The organism is Pseudomonas sp. GW821-FHT09C08 (assembly GCF_059418125.1).
In genome coordinates this window covers 398,394-413,626 of record NZ_JBWKPG010000005.1, presented here as the reverse complement: position 1 = coordinate 413,626, position 15,233 = coordinate 398,394, and the positions used below count along the sequence as shown (strand labels likewise).

14 protein-coding genes are annotated in these 15,233 nt (G+C 62.2%); 7 read left to right on the top strand and 7 right to left on the bottom strand.

What is annotated here, in order from left to right; all coding sequences use genetic code 11:
• Window positions 1–94: 94 nt before the first annotated feature.
• From AC07OJ_RS19845 to AC07OJ_RS19835, 3 genes are read right to left on the bottom strand one after another with little or no spacing between them, the layout of a single operon-like run.
• Entirely contained in the window at window positions 95–367 is a 273-nt protein-coding gene (locus tag AC07OJ_RS19845; RefSeq protein WP_065899778.1) for an oxidative damage protection protein, read from the bottom strand.
• Window positions 364–1,431 carry an A/G-specific adenine glycosylase gene (gene mutY / locus AC07OJ_RS19840; RefSeq protein WP_065899780.1) on the bottom strand — a complete coding sequence of 356 codons (1,068 nt, stop codon included), beginning with the start codon at window positions 1,429–1,431 and terminating at the stop codon, window positions 364–366. Before mutY ends, AC07OJ_RS19845 begins: the two co-directional genes overlap by 4 nt.
• Entirely contained in the window at window positions 1,428–3,638 is a 2,211-nt protein-coding gene (locus AC07OJ_RS19835; RefSeq protein WP_065899782.1) for an AsmA family protein, read from the bottom strand. The genes mutY and AC07OJ_RS19835 overlap by 4 nt, the downstream gene beginning before the upstream one ends.
• 326 nt (window positions 3,639–3,964) lie before the next feature.
• Here AC07OJ_RS19835 and AC07OJ_RS19830 point away from each other — a divergent pair, with 326 nt between their 5' ends.
• Complete coding sequence (locus AC07OJ_RS19830; RefSeq protein WP_065899784.1) at window positions 3,965–5,626, top strand: OFA family MFS transporter; 1,662 nt, start codon at window positions 3,965–3,967, stop codon at window positions 5,624–5,626.
• A 59-nt stretch (window positions 5,627–5,685) separates the two neighbouring features.
• Here AC07OJ_RS19830 and AC07OJ_RS19825 read toward each other — a convergent pair whose 3' ends face one another.
• Together AC07OJ_RS19825 and AC07OJ_RS19820 are read right to left on the bottom strand one after the other, a co-directional pair.
• A complete protein-coding gene (locus AC07OJ_RS19825; protein WP_065899786.1) occupies window positions 5,686–7,023 on the bottom strand; it encodes an HdeD family acid-resistance protein in 1,338 nt (445 codons plus the stop codon).
• A 45-nt stretch (window positions 7,024–7,068) separates the two neighbouring features.
• Window positions 7,069–8,283 (bottom strand): MASE1 domain-containing protein, encoded by a 1,215-nt coding sequence (locus tag AC07OJ_RS19820; RefSeq protein WP_157955107.1) that lies wholly within the window; start codon window positions 8,281–8,283, stop codon window positions 7,069–7,071.
• A 261-nt stretch (window positions 8,284–8,544) separates the two neighbouring features.
• Here AC07OJ_RS19820 and hisB point away from each other — a divergent pair, with 261 nt between their 5' ends.
• The 6 genes from hisB (at window position 8,545) to AC07OJ_RS19790 (ending at window position 12,551) form a co-directional block, all read left to right on the top strand.
• Window positions 8,545–9,138, top strand: coding sequence for an imidazoleglycerol-phosphate dehydratase HisB (gene hisB / locus AC07OJ_RS19815; protein WP_017849940.1), 594 nt, complete (start codon window positions 8,545–8,547; stop codon window positions 9,136–9,138).
• The gene (gene hisH / locus AC07OJ_RS19810; protein WP_065899790.1) at window positions 9,138–9,776 is read left to right on the top strand and encodes an imidazole glycerol phosphate synthase subunit HisH; all 639 of its coding nucleotides are present in this window, start codon (window positions 9,138–9,140) and stop codon (window positions 9,774–9,776) included. The genes hisB and hisH overlap by 1 nt, the downstream gene beginning before the upstream one ends.
• A complete protein-coding gene (locus AC07OJ_RS19805; protein ID WP_065899797.1) occupies window positions 9,777–10,037 on the top strand; it encodes a DUF2164 domain-containing protein in 261 nt (86 codons plus the stop codon).
• A 92-nt stretch (window positions 10,038–10,129) separates the two neighbouring features.
• The gene (gene hisA / locus AC07OJ_RS19800; protein WP_065899799.1) at window positions 10,130–10,879 is read left to right on the top strand and encodes a 1-(5-phosphoribosyl)-5-[(5-phosphoribosylamino)methylideneamino]imidazole-4-carboxamide isomerase; all 750 of its coding nucleotides are present in this window, start codon (window positions 10,130–10,132) and stop codon (window positions 10,877–10,879) included.
• 79 nt (window positions 10,880–10,958) lie between these two features.
• A complete protein-coding gene (hisF, locus tag AC07OJ_RS19795) occupies window positions 10,959–11,729 on the top strand; it encodes an imidazole glycerol phosphate synthase subunit HisF (protein ID WP_065899801.1) in 771 nt (256 codons plus the stop codon).
• Window positions 11,730–11,795: 66 nt separating this feature from the next.
• Complete coding sequence (locus tag AC07OJ_RS19790) at window positions 11,796–12,551, top strand: substrate-binding periplasmic protein (RefSeq protein ID WP_106805404.1); 756 nt, start codon at window positions 11,796–11,798, stop codon at window positions 12,549–12,551.
• A 577-nt stretch (window positions 12,552–13,128) separates the two neighbouring features.
• Here AC07OJ_RS19790 and AC07OJ_RS19785 read toward each other — a convergent pair.
• A complete protein-coding gene (locus tag AC07OJ_RS19785; protein WP_495095021.1) occupies window positions 13,129–13,902 on the bottom strand; it encodes a divergent polysaccharide deacetylase family protein in 774 nt (257 codons plus the stop codon).
• Between the two features lies 1 nt (window position 13,903).
• Window positions 13,904–15,220: a S41 family peptidase gene (locus tag AC07OJ_RS19780; RefSeq protein ID WP_065899807.1), complete on the bottom strand. Its 1,317-nt coding sequence runs from the start codon at window positions 15,218–15,220 to the stop codon at window positions 13,904–13,906.
• Window positions 15,221–15,233 lie beyond the last annotated feature (13 nt).

Below are 15,233 nucleotides of genomic sequence, written 5' to 3'. Positions count from 1 at the left end.
CATTAAACGGGTTTTTCAGGGGGTCGTCAAGCAAGTTTTCAAAAAATATTTAATTATTACCGTCGCTTACGTGCCGACCCCGGTTTTTGATCAATTATTGAGCAGGCGGCACGTAGCCGTCGGCCTTGGCGTAATCCTCGCCGGAAAAGAACTTGTCCATTTCGCCTGACAGGTATTTACGATCTTCGGCGTTCATCATGTTCAGGCGTTTTTCATTGATCAGCAGCGTCTGGTGTTTCAGCCAGTCGCCCCATGCCTGGGCGGAGATGTGATCGAAAATGTCCTGGCCTTTCGCACCTGGGTACGGAGGGCGTTCCAGGCCGGGCAATTGTTCTTTGTACTTGCGGCACATTACGGTGCGGGTCATGACGACACTCCTGCATTCAATACGTCGGCCGCGCGCTTCAGCAGTTTCTTGACCGGGGCGGCAAGGCCCAGGCGCGGCGGGGTGGCGAGGTTATACCAGAGCCAGTCGGCCTCGGCCACGTGATGGGCGGATTCCTCGACCTGGACCAGCCAGGGTTCGATGGCCAGCTGGAAGTGGCTGAAGGTGTGGATCAGCCCCGGCAGTTCCTGCTGTTTGCCCAGTGCCAGCGCGTGCTGGTGGGCGAGGTGTTCCAGGTCGGTGAGGTCGTCCAGCTCCGGCAAGCTCCACAAACCGCCCCACAGGCCGGTGGATGGGCGCCGGTAAAGCAGGATTTCGCCTTCGGCATTGGCCAGCAAGGGCATCAGCGTGCGCTTCTGCGGGATGCTCTTGCGCGGCTTGGGGATCGGGTAGCGCGTCTCCAGGCCGAGCATGTGGGCTTCGCAGCCTTTTTCCAGCGGGCACAGCAGGCAACTGGGCTTGCTGCGGGTGCAGAGGGTGGCGCCCATGTCCATCATCGCCTGGGTGTAGGCGTTGACGCGGTCATGCGGGGTGAAGCGTTCTGCGGTGGCCCACAGCTGCTTCGCCACCTTGGGCTCGCCCGGATAGCCTTCCTGCGCGGTAAAGCGTGCCAGTACGCGCTTGACGTTGCCGTCGAGGATCGGCGCGCGCAGACCCATGCTCAGGCTGGCGATTGCGCCGGCGGTAGACAGGCCGATGCCCGGCAGTTCGGTGAGCTTTTCGACATCCCGGGGAAACTCGCCGCCGTACTCGGCCACGACGATCTTCGCGGTCTTTTGCAGGTTGCGCGCCCGGGTGTAGTACCCCAGGCCGGTCCACAGGTGCAGCACTTCATCTTCCGGCGCGGCAGCCAGGGCCTCGACCGTTGGCAACGAAGCCATGAAGCGGTCGAAGTAGTTGAGCACGGTGCTCACCTGGGTCTGCTGCAGCATGATCTCCGAGACCCACACCCGGTAAGGCGTGATGCCCTGTTGCCAGGGCAGGTCATGGCGACCGTGGCGGTCGTACCAGTTGAGTACGGCCTCTGAAAACTGCTCGTTTCTCATCGTTTGAACAGGCCTTTCAACGCGTCTTTCAACTGCGGGTTTACCTTGTCGAGTTTCTCTTCCAGCTTCTCGCTGAGCTTGTTGCCGGCTGCCTTGATCGCGACCTGGCTCAGGCCGTCCTTGTCCAGGCGGCAGGCCTTGGCGCCCAGTTCCAGCGGGCCACGGCAACGCAGCGGCACTTCGATGTTCTGGAAGTTGGAGCCGACCTGGCAGGCCGGGTCCGGCGTATCGCGCTGGTCGCCTTCGACGATGATGCCGACGCGGTAATCCATGCCGAGTACGCGCAAGTCGACGTCGCCGTTGCCGTTGACCGTCAACCCTGGAATGCGCACTTTCAGGTCGGGGTTGCTGGCCACGCCGTTACGGAATGTCAGGTTGCCGCGCAGTTCCTGGAAGGGCGTGTCCTTGCCCTGGGGCGTGGTGCTCAGGGTCTTGCGGTTGAGCAGGGCGATGCCGGTGCACAGTTGCTGTTCGAGGTTGGCGTTGAGCAGCACACCGTTGTTGATCACAAAGCTGGCGGTGCCGTTGAGGCTGTCGATCAGCGCCTTCTGGCTGTTGCCACGGCCGTTGAGGTTGCTGTCGAGGGTGATCTGGCCCTTGACCGGCGGGTTCTGCCCCTGGGCCTGCAGGATGCGTTCAACCGGCACCTGCTTGATATGCGTCTGCAGCGCGAGGACCGGGATGTCCTGGCGCACATCGAGGTTGCCGTTGGCCTGGAACGTGCCGTTGTAGAGACCGCCGCTGAGGGTGTCCAGCTTGAGTTGGCCGTCGACGCCGGAGGCTTTCAGTGCCGCGTTCTGGATCGGCAGCTTGCTCAGCGTCAGCTGGCCGAAGGCGAGGTCGGCGTCTATGTCCAGGGTGCGCAGGTGCGTCAGCGGCAGCAGCTTGTCGGTGCTCCAGGCGCCTTTGGTGGGCGCGTCCGGCAGCGGTGTAGTGCCACCGGCGGCCATGGCCCCGGCTTCGCTGTTCTGCACCTCGGCCTGGCGGGCGGCGCTCGCGCCTTTGGCGGAGTCGGACTTGGCCGGCAGGTAGTTGTCAGCGTTGAAGGTGTCGCCCTTGAGCTGAACCCGCAGCGACTGCTTGGCGAAATCGTCCACGGCAACGCGGCCGGTGAAGGTGCTGCCGTCGAGTTTCAGGTTCAGGTCTTCCAGCGCCAGGCTGTTTGGCGTGCCCTTGAGGCGGCTGACCAGCTCGACCTTGCTCAGGCTGCCGTCCGCCATCGGCGGCAACGGGTGGCCGACACTGTCGAGGAACTTGGCCAGGTCAAACTGGGCAATGGACAGCGCGCCGCTGAATTGCGGGGTCTTGTCCAGGTCATTGACCTTCAGCTCGCCCAAGGCGCGCAGTTGGTTGGCCGACAGCTTCAGGTTGGTCCACTCGGCGATATTCGCCGCCTGGTCCACCAGCAACTGACCCTGGGTGGAGAAGGTCACTGTCTTGCCTTGCAGCGGCTCGCCCGTGGCTTCGCCGGTGATTTTCATGTCCTCGAACTGGTAGCGCTTGAGGGCGCGCTGGATGCGCAGGTTGCCGTTGAGCTCGGTCTTGACGCGCATCACCGGCTGGTTGCTGCCGAAGAAGGCGGTGAGCTTCACCGGAATGCTCGCGCCTTCGTGCACGGCACCGGCGCTCAATTGGATGCTTTCGGCGCTGAACTGCTTGCCGGTCTGTTCATCGTTGTATTCGATGCGGGCGTTGTTGACCGTCAGGCTGTCGATATCCAGGCGGATCGGCTTTGACGGTTTTTCCGGCTCGGTCTCGGCAGGTTGCTCGGTCGGAGCGGGTGCGCCGGTGCTGGCCGACGACACGTTCTTGCCGATGTCTTCCCAGTTGCCGTGGCCTTGCTTGTCGCGGGTCAGGCGCAGGTTGAGGCCTTCGACACGCACGTCGCTCATCTGCACTTCGCGGCGCAGCAGCGGCAGCACGCGCACCGACAGGCCCAGCATCTGCAGGTCGGCGAACGGCTGAGTCGGGTTGGTCAGGGTCGCGACGCTGGCTTCGTGCAGTTCAAGGCCGAGCCAGGGGAACAAGCTCCAGCCGATATCGCCATTGAGCGTCAGCTCGATGTGGGCCTTGTCGCGGGCTATCTGGCGAATCTCGTCTTTATAGTCGTTGGGATCGAAGAGATGGGTCAGGGCAAAGCCCAGAGCCACAATGATCAGCAACAGCCCGAGAAGTACCAGACCCAGGATTTTGCCGAACGCTTTCATGGGCGAGTCCTTGTATGTCGATTTCAAAATTTAGCCGCAGAGTATAACGCCCGACGGCCCGCGTCAGTTCGCGGATCGTTACATTGTATCCAGGGGCGCGGGAACGGGTTTCTGGCGTCAAACAAAACAGATTTCCTGAAAAAGGTGATATCAGTTTGGTTTTTCTGTCATCCACAGGTGCTAATCTGCGCAGGTTCGTCTGCCTTCTGCGACACAGCGTCGCGCTTAAAAGGAGCTTTACTCAACAACAACGGCCAACGCTTTGCGTGCAAGGCCGAGGGAGAGAGCGCCTGACGGACACATACTAACAACTGGGGGAAACACCAATGAGCACTAGCACTGCAGCAGGTCATACTGCCGCACAGCCTGCGTTCCTGTCCAAGGAGCGCATTATCGCCAAGCCCGGGTTCAACCGCTGGCTGGTTCCACCGGCCGCCCTGGCCATCCACTTGTGCATCGGCATGGCCTACGGTTTCTCGGTGTTCTGGCTGCCACTGTCCAAGGCACTGGGCATCACCAAGCCGGTCGCCTGTGCGCCGGACATGGGGTTCATCGCCCAAGTCTTCTCGTCCCAATGCGACTGGCCCATCTCCATGCTGGGCTGGATCTACACCCTGTTCTTCATTTTCCTCGGCTGCTCGGCAGCGATCTGGGGCGGCTGGCTGGAACATGCCGGGCCTCGTAAAGCCGGGGTTGTATCGGCCCTGTGCTGGTGTGGCGGCCTGTTGATCTCGGCGCTGGGTATCTATACCCACCAGATCTGGCTGATGTGGATCGGCTCCGGGGTCATTGGCGGTATCGGCCTGGGCCTGGGCTATATCTCGCCGGTGTCGACCCTGATCAAGTGGTTCCCGGACAAGCGCGGCATGGCCACCGGCATGGCGATCATGGGCTTCGGCGGCGGCGCAATGGTTGGCGCTCCCCTGGCAGCAGCGCTGATGGGTCACTTTGCCACGCCGACCAGCGTGGGCGTGTGGCAGAGCTTTGTGGTCATGGCGGCGATTTACTTCGTGTTCATGATCGCCGGCGCGCTGCTGTACCGCGTTCCGCCGACCGGCTGGAAGCCTGAGGGCTGGACCGCACCGGCGAAAAAAGCCAGCAACGCGATGATCACCCACCGTCACGTGCACGTGAATGTGGCGTGGAAAACCCCGCAATTTCGCCTGGTGTGGCTGGTGCTGTGCCTGAACGTGTCCGCCGGTATCGGCATCCTCGGCATGGCTTCGCCGCTGCTGCAGGAAGTCTTCGGCGGCAAGTTGCTGGGTGTGGACGTGCCATTCGGCCAGCTTGATGCCGGTCAGTTGGCTTCAATTGCGGCAATTGCCGCAGGCTTCACCGGCCTGTTGAGCCTGTTCAACATCGGTGGCCGGTTCTTCTGGGCGTCGTTCTCCGACTACCTGGGGCGTAAAAATACCTACTTCGTGTTCTTCGCCCTGGGCTTTGCCCTGTACGCGCTGATCCCGAACCTGGGGCACCTGGGCAACGTGGCGCTGTTCGTGGCCGCGTTCTGCATCATCCTGTCGATGTACGGCGGTGGTTTTGCGACCGTCCCGGCTTACCTGGCCGACCTGTTCGGCACCCAGATGGTCGGCGCGATCCACGGTCGCCTGCTGACCGCCTGGGCCGCTGCGGGCGTACTCGGCCCGGTGTTGGTGAACTACCTGCGTGAGTACCAGTTGAGCATCGGCGTGGATCGCGCTGCGGCCTACGACATCACCTTGTACATCCTCGCGGGCCTGCTGGTGCTGGGTTTCCTCTGCAACCTGCTGGTGCGTCCGGTGGCCGACAAGTACTTCATGACCGATGCCGAACTGGCCGCCGAACAGGCGCTGGGTCATGACAAAGGTACCGATGCCTCTACGTCGCTGGAGTGGAAGGCGTCTGCGGGCAGCAAGCCGTTGGCGATCGCCGCCTGGCTGGTGGTGGGTATTCCGTTGGCGTGGGGTGTGTGGGTGACCCTGCAAAAGACCGCGGTACTGTTCCACTGATACGCGGTTTCCCGGCGCCCTTTCACGCAAGGTGAGTGGGGGCCGGGCATCCGGCCGTGCTAGTCCTGTTTCTTGTCAGGTGCGGCCTTGGCCGCAGTGCCGCGCCATGGAATCCGTTGAAACCATGGCTGCGGCACCGGATGCACAATCACTCGCAACGCGCGGGCATAGTCCATTACCAATCCGGGTGTCCACGCCATCGTCATGGCGCGCTTGCGTACTTGCGCGGCAATCCACAGCTCGGGCATCAGCAAGGTCTGCAGTACCGAGCGCCAACGCCGGGACCGCTCCGACAGCACGCCATCCATCGAGGCTTCCAACGCAAATGCCACGCTGCTCGAGCAGTTGCGATAGGTCAGGTTGTAGGTGGCCTGTTGCCGATAGTGGGTCGAGAACTCAATCAGCGCCTTGCGGCTGTACCGATGAAACACGATCTTGCGGTCTGAGTCGCACCAGTTGGCGACTTCGGTGGCGTAGTCCGGCTGGAATGTGCCGGGCACGTCGTTGTTGCGCGTGGCCTTGAGGATGCGGAAAAACTCTGACGGCGAGCGATCGATGTCGGCGACCGGGTACAGGCTCAGGTACACCGAGGGCGACAGTTCAAGGGCCGCATGCCCGGTGGAAATCACGCCTTGCGCATCCACCGCTGCGATGTAGCGGTTGATGATCGGGCGCGGGATCGTCGTGGCGCTCGCGGTGCCTTCCGGTGTCCAGATATGCACCACCAGCGGATCGTTGCAGGCAGGTTCGGGCTCCTGCTGTTCGAGCGGTGCTTGCGGCGGCAACTTCTTGAAGTCCGACAGCAGGTCCCTGGGCGCGAGCAACTCGAACGTCGAGGTGCCGTGGCGCAGGCGCCGGACGCGACGCGCGATCCGTACGGTGTTCAAGCCGCTGACGATCATCAATGCGCCGAGGAAAAACGACACCGTTGCACTGTTGGCAATCGGATAGGGACTGACCAGCAACCCCGCAAACACCACCTGCGCGCCGCCGCTGATCAGTGATGTGCGCCAATGCGGGAACCTCACTACCCAGGCCGAGGTGATGGTCAGCAGGCCGATCACGAAGTAGGTGAAGCCGAAGATGATCGCCAGCAGCAGGTTGCTGTAGACCTTGTCGGCCAGAATCAGCACCGCGACGAAGAAGCAGATGCCGCCCTTGAAATACAGCACGGCCCGCTGAGTGCCCACGCCGCTGGCGGCCACGCTCAGGGTGACAATGCTTTCGAGCAGCAACATCAACCCGAACGCGCGCAGCGGGAAATACAGCTCGCCATCCAGCCCATCAATCATCACGCCAAGGCCCAGCGCGCCCCAGACGATACCGACCAGGCCGAGAAACCAGAACTTGGAACGGACGAATTCTGCGCCGAACAGCAGTAAAGCAATCTGGATCATGAAGGTACTCGTACAGGTAGGCGCGGGTCGGCAATAGTCATGGGGTCAGTCATAACGACTCGGTTGCCAGTTGCCGACAATCACTTGGCCGTGGGCATCACGCAGGGCGCCGGGGCTCTGGTCATAAAGGGTCAGCCAGTCACCGTTGCCCTTGTCGATGCGAAACGCCAATGAGGCGGCGCGCGCGTGGGTGGCCGGTGTCCAGTGGCGCTTGAGCTGGTCGCGATCCTCGGGATGCACGCGTTCCAGGACCTGTTGCACGGTGCCCAGTGGCAGGGTGCTCACATCCAGGAGCGTTGCAAGGTTGTCGTCCCAGAGGATTTCCCCCGTGCCGGGGTGCAGTTGGTACATCACGCCATCACCCGCCAGGCGGCCGCTTTGCGGGTCATAAGGCTTGGCTGCCTGGGTCATCAGGCGTATCGCGACCACCAGCAAGGCAGTGATCGACAGGTAGCTTTGCGCAAGCAGCAAGGGTTCACCTTCCAGCAGGCCGGGCACATAAAACGGGCCTGTCTGCTGATCGGTGTAATTGACCACGATACTGCCCAGGACCAGCAGCGCGAGCGAGCCACCGGGGCTGCGCCATGTCACGCAGACGGCGAGGGTGAGGGCGATGGGCAGGCAGGCGAGGATGAAATACAGCGCAGCACCGGCGTCGGTGTCCAGCATGTCGGTGAGCCAGTGCGGCGTCGTGCCGAACACGTACCAGGTCATCACGGCCAGCAGCGCCACGCACACGGCGCCGGCCCATTTCTCGCGCGCGCTGAGGGCGACGTCGCGCAGGTTGCGGGTCAGTACGTTCATCACCACGACGGTCGCGAAGAATACGCCGTTGACGCCGGCCATCCAGTTGCTCATCAGCGTATGCGACGAGGCCTCCCCGGCCAGTATCAGCCAGGCTTTCCTCAGCAATGCCTCGGCGCCACACACGGCCACGGTTGCCAGCAGCCATAGCACGATGGCGTGCAGGTCGTCGCCACGCCGGGCGAAGCGCCGAACCAGCCAGGCAATCGCCACCGAGCCCGCCAGCGCCTGGGCCGAAAGTGCCACGGCGACCGGTAAGTGTTGCCAGCCTGGCTCATCCAGCAACACTCGCGCGGCCAGCAACACCAGGAACAGCAGCGGCCAGTGTGCGCGTTTCGAACTGAGGAAGGCTGATACCGAAACACCCGCCGGGAACCAGATGATCGCCATGCCCGAGACAGGATCAGCAAAGGCCAGCGAGGCGACGCCGGTCACGTAGTAGGTGAGTGCCCACAAGAGGAGAATGCCGCTGCGCCTTAAGACTCTGGGTATTGTCACTGTTCAGTTCATCAGGTTTTAAACGTTGCGTTCATGTTACAGCGAAGCCGCCGACGGCATTCGAGTAAATACCTCGGGTGCACCATGTTGGGGCGCCTGCTTGTATGCACATGTCTATCGTCGACACTCCATCAGTCTTATCCCCTCCGATGTTTCTGTTTAGCGCCCGCGCCCCTATAATGGCTGCCTTTTTCGCCCAATGATTTTGCGGAGCTGGTGATGGCCGAACGTAAGGCGTCCGTCGAGCGCGACACTCTGGAAACCCAGATCAAAGCCTCGATCAACCTGGATGGCACCGGAAAGGCCCGATTTGATATCGGTGTACCTTTTCTTGAGCACATGCTGGACCAGATCGCCCGTCACGGGCTGATCGACCTGGATATCGTCAGCAAGGGCGACCTGCATATCGACGACCACCATACGGTGGAAGACGTAGGCATCACCCTGGGCCAGGCATTTGCCAAGGCCATCGGCGACAAGAAAGGCATCCGTCGCTACGGCCACGCCTATGTCCCGCTGGACGAAGCGTTGTCGCGCGTGGTCATCGACTTCTCCGGCCGCCCAGGCCTGCAGATGCATGTGCCCTACACCCGCGCCACCGTAGGCGGGTTTGACGTTGACCTGTTCCAGGAATTCTTCCAGGGCTTCGTCAACCACGCACTGGTTAGCCTGCACATCGACAACCTGCGCGGCACCAACACCCACCACCAGATCGAAACCGTGTTCAAGGCCTTCGGCCGCGCGCTGCGCATGGCTGTCGAGCTTGATGAGCGCATGGCCGGGCAAATGCCATCGACCAAGGGCGTCCTGTAATGCAGACGGTCGCGGTTATCGATTACGGCATGGGTAACCTGCACTCGGTGGCCAAGGCCCTCGAGCACGTCGGTGCCGGCAAGGTGCTGATCACCAGCGATGCCAACGTGATTCGCGAAGCCGATCGCGTGGTGTTCCCGGGCGTCGGTGCGATTCGCGATTGCATGGCCGAGATCCGTCGCCTGGGCTTTGACAGCCTGGTGCGCGAAGTCAGCCAGGATCGCCCGTTCCTCGGCATCTGCGTGGGCATGCAAGCCTTGCTCGACAGCAGTGAAGAGAACGACGGCGTCGACTGCATCGGCCTGTTCCCAGGCCAGGTGAAGTTCTTCGGCAAAGACCTGTATGAAGACGGCGAACACCTGAAGGTCCCGCACATGGGCTGGAACGAAGTGCGTCGCACCGTCGACCACCCGTTGTGGCACGAAATCCCTGACATGGCGCGTTTCTACTTCGTGCACAGCTACTACATCGCCGCCGGTAACCCGCGCCAGGTGGTGGGTGGCGGGCATTATGGCGTCGACTTCGCCGCCGCGCTGGCCGAGGGCTCGCGGTTTGCCGTGCAGTTCCACCCGGAGAAGAGCCATACCCATGGCCTGCAGTTGCTGCAGAACTTCGCCGCCTGGGACGGTCGCTGGTAAATGGCCAAGAAGCCGAAGCTGCCGGTGCTCAACCTCACGCCTGAGCAGGAGGGTGAGGCGATCCTCAAGATCAAGCGCTTCATGGAAGACCGTTTCGAGCTCAAGCTGGGCTCGTTCGAGGTCGCCGAGATCCTTGAGTTGTTCACCACCGAAGTGGCTCCGCACTATTACAACAGGGCGATTTTCGACACGCAGACGCTCCTTAAAGAAAGGTTCGAAAGCATCGAAAGCGACCTGTGGTCGCTTGAAAAGAGCAGCTGAGAGCGTCAGGCGCCAAGCTGCAAGAATTGATACGCGTGCTTGCTTGCAGCTTATAGCTCGCAACTCGCAACTCTTTTGACGAAGGAAAAAGCATGCTGATTATCCCCGCTATCGATCTCAAGGACGGCGCTTGTGTACGCCTGCGCCAGGGCCGCATGGAAGACTCCACCGTGTTCTCCGATGACCCGGTGAGCATGGCTGCCAAATGGGTGGAAGGTGGCTGCCGTCGTCTGCATCTGGTGGACTTGAACGGCGCCTTCGAAGGCCAGCCCGTCAATGGCGAAGTCGTGACCGCGATCGCCAAGCGCTACCCGAACCTGCCGATCCAGATCGGCGGCGGTATCCGCTCCCTGGAAACCATCGAGCACTACGTCAAGGCGGGCGTGAGCTACGTGATCATCGGCACCAAGGCCGTGAAGGATCCGGCGTTCGTCGCCGAAGCTTGCCGCGCGTTCCCGGGCAAGGTGATCGTGGGCCTGGACGCCAAGGACGGTTTCGTCGCCACCGACGGCTGGGCTGAAATCAGCACCGTGCAGGTGATCGACCTGGCCAAGCAGTTCGAAGCCGACGGCGTGTCCGCCATCGTTTATACCGACATCGCCAAAGACGGCATGATGCAGGGCTGCAACGTGCCGTTCACTGCGGCACTGGCTGCGGCGACGAAAATCCCGGTGATCGCTTCCGGCGGCATCCACAACCTGGGCGACATCAAGTCGCTGCTGGACGCCAAGGCTCCCGGGATCATCGGCGCCATCACCGGCCGCGCGATCTACGAAGGTACCCTGGACGTCGCCGAAGCCCAGGCTTACTGCGATGCCTACGCGAACAGCTCCAAGTCGTAAGCTGAAAGCTGCAAGTCAAAGCACACCTGCTCCAGCTTGCCGCTTGTAGCTTGAAGCTTCTTAATCGGAGATTAAGTCAATGGCTTTAGCCAGACGCATCATCCCTTGCCTGGACGTCGACAACGGTCGCGTGGTCAAGGGCGTCAAGTTCGAGAACATCCGTGATGCCGGCGACCCGGTGGAAATCGCGCGTCGCTATGACGAGCAAGGTGCCGACGAGATTACCTTCCTCGACATCACCGCCAGCGTCGACGGCCGCGACACCACGCTGCATACCGTCGAGCGCATGGCCAGCCAGGTGTTCATCCCGCTGACCGTGGGCGGCGGCGTGCGCACCGTGCAAGACATCCGCAACCTGCTCAATGCGGGCGCGGACAAGGTCTCGATCAACACTGCTGCGGTGTTCAACCCGGAGTTCGTCGGCGAAGCCGCGCAGCACTTCGGCTCGCAGTGCATCGTGGTCGCCATTGATGCGAAGAAAGTCTCCGCCCCGGGCGAAACCCCGCGCTGGGAGATCTTCACTCACGGCGGTCGAAAGCCGACCGGCCTGGACGCGGTGGAGTGGGCGATGAAAATGGAAGGCCTGGGCGCCGGTGAAATCCTGCTGACCAGCATGGACCAGGACGGCATGAAAAATGGCTTCGACCTGGGCGTGACGCGCGCCATCAGCGACGCGCTGGGTATCCCGGTGATCGCTTCCGGCGGCGTCGGCAACCTGCAGCACCTGGCTGACGGCGTGATCGAAGGCCACGCCAGCGCGGTGCTGGCGGCGAGTATTTTCCACTTTGGCGAATACACCGTTCCCGAGGCCAAGGCCTACATGGCAGCGCGCGGTATCGTCGTTCGCTAAACGTTGCTGGACACCATGGCGGGCGCGCGGCACTCTCTGCGCTTGCCATGGATTCCGGTAGCCTTCATGTTCAAGACCCTGCTGCTCGCCCTCGCCAGTACTTCCCTTTTGTTGGCAGGCTCGGCCCACGCCGAAGAACCGTCTGACGCCGCCCTGGTGTTGCTGACGGAAAATTTCCCGCCCTACAACATGGCCAAGAACGGCAAGAACTTCGCCAAGGAAGAAAACATCGAAGGCATCGCCGTGGACATCGTCCGCGAGACCTTCAAGCGCGCCGGCATATCCTACAACCTCACGCTGCGTTTCCCTTGGGAGCGAATCTACAAACTCGCCCTGGAAAAGCCTGGCTACGGCGTATTCGTGATGGCGCGACTGCCGGACCGCGAGGCGCTGTTCAAGTGGGTCGGCCCGATCGGCCCGGATGATTGGGTGATGCTGGCCAAGGCTGACAGCAAGATCCAACTGTCCGACCTGGAGCACGCGCGCCGCTACAAGATCGGCGCCTACAAGGGTGATGCGATCGCCGAGACCCTTGAGAAACAGGGGCTCAACCCGCTGGTGGTACTGCGCGACCAGGACAACGCGCAAAAGCTCATGGATGGCCAGATCGACCTCTGGGCCACCGGTGATCCTGCCGGGCGTTACCTGGCGCGTCAGGTCGGTGTGACCGGGCTCAAGACCGTGCTGCGGTTCAACAGTGCGCAGCTTTACCTCGCGTTGAACAAGGAGGTCCCTGACGAACTGGTGGCCAAGCTGCAGGCCGCGCTGGACCAGTTGCGTAAAGACGGCGTCGTCGACCAGATCATGGCGAACTATCTTTAACTGGCGAGCACTTCTATGGGAGCAGGCAAGCCAGTCTCCCACCGACTGCACTGCACAATCAGCGGCCTAAACACGCCCAAAAAATGTGGGAGCGGGCTTGCCCGCGAAAGCGCCAGGTCAGTCACTGAAGCTACTGACTGATGCCCCGCCATCGCTGGCAAACCAGGCTCCTACCGACTGCGCTACACAATCAGCAGCCTAAACACGCCCAAAAAATGTGGGAGCGGGCTTGCCCGCGAAAGCGCCGGGTCAGTCACTGAAGCTGCTGACTGATGCCCCGCCATCGCTGGCAAGCCAGGCTCCCACAAATTGCGCTACACAATCAGCAGGCTAAACACGCCCAAAAAATGTGGGAGCGGGCTTGCCCGCGAAAGCGCCAGGTCAGTCACTGAAGCTGCTGACTGATGCACCGCGACCTCAGGCAAGCCAGCTCCCACAGATTGCGCTACCCAATCAGCGGCCTAAACACGCCCAAAAAATGTGGGAGCGGGCTTGCCCGCGAAAGCGCTGGGTCAGTCACTGAAGCAGCTGAATGATGCCCCGCTATCACTGGCAAGCCAGCCCCCACAGTGGTTCGTCAGCGGTAAATACCATTCTTGCCGTGCCCGGCCATCGCCTGGTTGCCGCGCACGCTGATCATCAGCTTGATATCAATCCAGTCGACCCCCTGGGCCTTGAGCTTGGGTAGCTCGCGCTCCAGCACCGCCAGGGTCTGTGGATAAGGGTGGCCGATCATCACCGCCGAACCCTGTTTGTGCGCCAGCTTGATCGCGGTTTGCAGTTGCGTGGTGATTGCTGCTTCGGTGCGTTCATCGTCGAGGAACACGTCTCGCGAGACATGCGCCAGGCCGATCTTCTGTGCTTCGGCGGCGGCGACGGTTTGTGCGCTGGTGCGGCTGTCGACGAAGAATTTGTTGCGCCGCTGCAGCTCGGCCATCAACCAGGCCATGGCGGCCGGCTGGGCGGTCATGCGGCTGCCCATGTGGTTGTTGATACCGGCGGTGTAGGGCACGGCCTTGAAGGCGGCGTCCAGGCGCTTGCCGAGTTCTTCGATGGGCAGCTCGGGGTGCCAGGCGAACGGGCCGGTGGCCGGGTCCATGGGCATGTGCAGGATCACGATCTTGCCAGCCTTGTGCGCTTCACGGGCGAATTCGGCAGCGTGGGGCGTGTCGGGCATGATCGCGGTGGTGACCGGCCCAGGCAGGGCCAGCACGCGACGATCCCGGGCCAGGTTTTGCCCGAGGTCGTCGATGATGAGGGTCAGGTAGGCTTTGTGGGGCTCGCTGGCGGGGGCCGCGTGAGCGACTCCCGCCAGGCTGCACAGCACAGCGAGGATCAGGGCAAAGCGCATATCAACGGCTGCGTGTGATGCTCAGGCCCTTGAGCAGGCTCAGCGCCTGGGCCAACTGGTAATCGTCGTCCTGCGGCATCGGCTTGGCTTTGGTGCCGCTGCCGGTTGGCTGGTCGGCGCCGCCGTTGCCATTGCCCAGGTGACCTTGCAGGTCAGCCTCTTTGTAGTACTCGCTGTCGATCTCGTTGGTGATCTTGGCCTTGCGCACTTCGATGTCGGGCACGATGCCCTGGGCCTGGATCGAACGACCATTCGGCGTGTAGTACAGCGCGGTGGTGATTTTCAGCGCGCGGTCATTGTTCAGCGGCAGCACGGTTTGCACCGAGCCTTTGCCGAAGCTGGTGGTGCCCATCAGCACGCCGCGCTTCTGGTCCTGCAGGGCGCCGGCGACGATTTCCGATGCCGAGGCGCTGCCGCCGTTGATCAGCACGGCCAGTGGCACGTTTTCGCTGAGGTCGTTGCCGGTCGCCGAGAAGCGCAACTCGGAGTTGGCGATACGGCCCTTGGTGTAGACGATCAGGCCTTTGGTGATGAAATGGTCGACCACTTCCACCGCCGACTGCAGCACGCCGCCGGGGTTGTTGCGCAGGTCGAGCACGATACCGCTGAGTTTCTTGCCGTTGTCCTTGCGCAGCTTGGCCAGGGCCTTGGCCACTTCGTCGCCGGTCTTGACCTGGAACTGGGTGATACGGATGTAGCCGTAGCCCGACTCCAGCAGCTGGCTCTTCACGCTCTTGACCACGATGGTGGCGCGGGTAAGGGTCACGTCGAACGGGTTGCCGCCGTCGCGCACCAGGGTCAGGGTGATTTTCTGGCCGATCTTGCCGCGCATCTTGTCGACGGCTTCGGTCATGGTCTGGCCGCGGGTCGGCTGGCCGTTGATCTTGACGATAAAGTCGCCGGCCTGGATGCCGGCCTTGGAGGCCGGGGTGTCATCGATCGGCGAGACGACCTTGATATTGCCGTCTTCGGAGCCGACTTCAATGCCCAGGCCGCCGAATTCACCGCTGGTGCTTTCCTGCAGCTCGGCGAAATCTTCCGGGCCCAGGTAAGCGGAGTGCGGATCGAGGTTGCTGAGCATGCCCTTGATGGCATTTTCCAGCAGGGTCTTGTCGTCTACGGGTTCGACATAAGCGGCCTTGATCCGGTCCATGACCTCGGCAAAGGTGCGCAATTCGTCCAGTGGCAACGGTGCCTTGGTGGTCGCGGCCGAGGCGGCGGGTGCAGCCGGGGCAGCCTGGTCGGCGAAAGCCAGGGGCGCGCCGATCACCAGGGCGATCGTCAGGGCCAGCGAAGTGAGGCGGGACAAATGCAGCATGTCGAACGAACTC

Bases quoted from the DNA above. Each gene is read 5' to 3' on its own strand.
- AC07OJ_RS19845 (WP_065899778.1), bottom strand. From the start codon at position 367: ATGACCCGCACCGTAATGTGCCGCAAGTACAAAGAACAATTGCCCGGC.
- mutY (WP_065899780.1), bottom strand. From the start codon at position 1,431: ATGAGAAACGAGCAGTTTTCAGAGGCCGTACTCAACTGGTACGACCGC.
- AC07OJ_RS19835 (WP_065899782.1), bottom strand. From the start codon at position 3,638: ATGAAAGCGTTCGGCAAAATCCTGGGTCTGGTACTTCTCGGGCTGTTG.
- AC07OJ_RS19830 (WP_065899784.1), top strand. From the start codon at position 3,965: ATGAGCACTAGCACTGCAGCAGGTCATACTGCCGCACAGCCTGCGTTC.
- AC07OJ_RS19825 (WP_065899786.1), bottom strand. From the start codon at position 7,023: ATGATCCAGATTGCTTTACTGCTGTTCGGCGCAGAATTCGTCCGTTCC.
- hisB (WP_017849940.1), top strand. From the start codon at position 8,545: ATGGCCGAACGTAAGGCGTCCGTCGAGCGCGACACTCTGGAAACCCAG.
- hisH (WP_065899790.1), top strand. From the start codon at position 9,138: ATGCAGACGGTCGCGGTTATCGATTACGGCATGGGTAACCTGCACTCG.
- AC07OJ_RS19805 (WP_065899797.1), top strand. From the start codon at position 9,777: ATGGCCAAGAAGCCGAAGCTGCCGGTGCTCAACCTCACGCCTGAGCAG.
- hisA (WP_065899799.1), top strand. From the start codon at position 10,130: ATGCTGATTATCCCCGCTATCGATCTCAAGGACGGCGCTTGTGTACGC.
- hisF (WP_065899801.1), top strand. From the start codon at position 10,959: ATGGCTTTAGCCAGACGCATCATCCCTTGCCTGGACGTCGACAACGGT.
- AC07OJ_RS19790 (WP_106805404.1), top strand. From the start codon at position 11,796: ATGTTCAAGACCCTGCTGCTCGCCCTCGCCAGTACTTCCCTTTTGTTG.
- AC07OJ_RS19785 (WP_495095021.1), bottom strand. From the start codon at position 13,902: ATGCGCTTTGCCCTGATCCTCGCTGTGCTGTGCAGCCTGGCGGGAGTC.
- AC07OJ_RS19780 (WP_065899807.1), bottom strand. From the start codon at position 15,220: ATGCTGCATTTGTCCCGCCTCACTTCGCTGGCCCTGACGATCGCCCTG.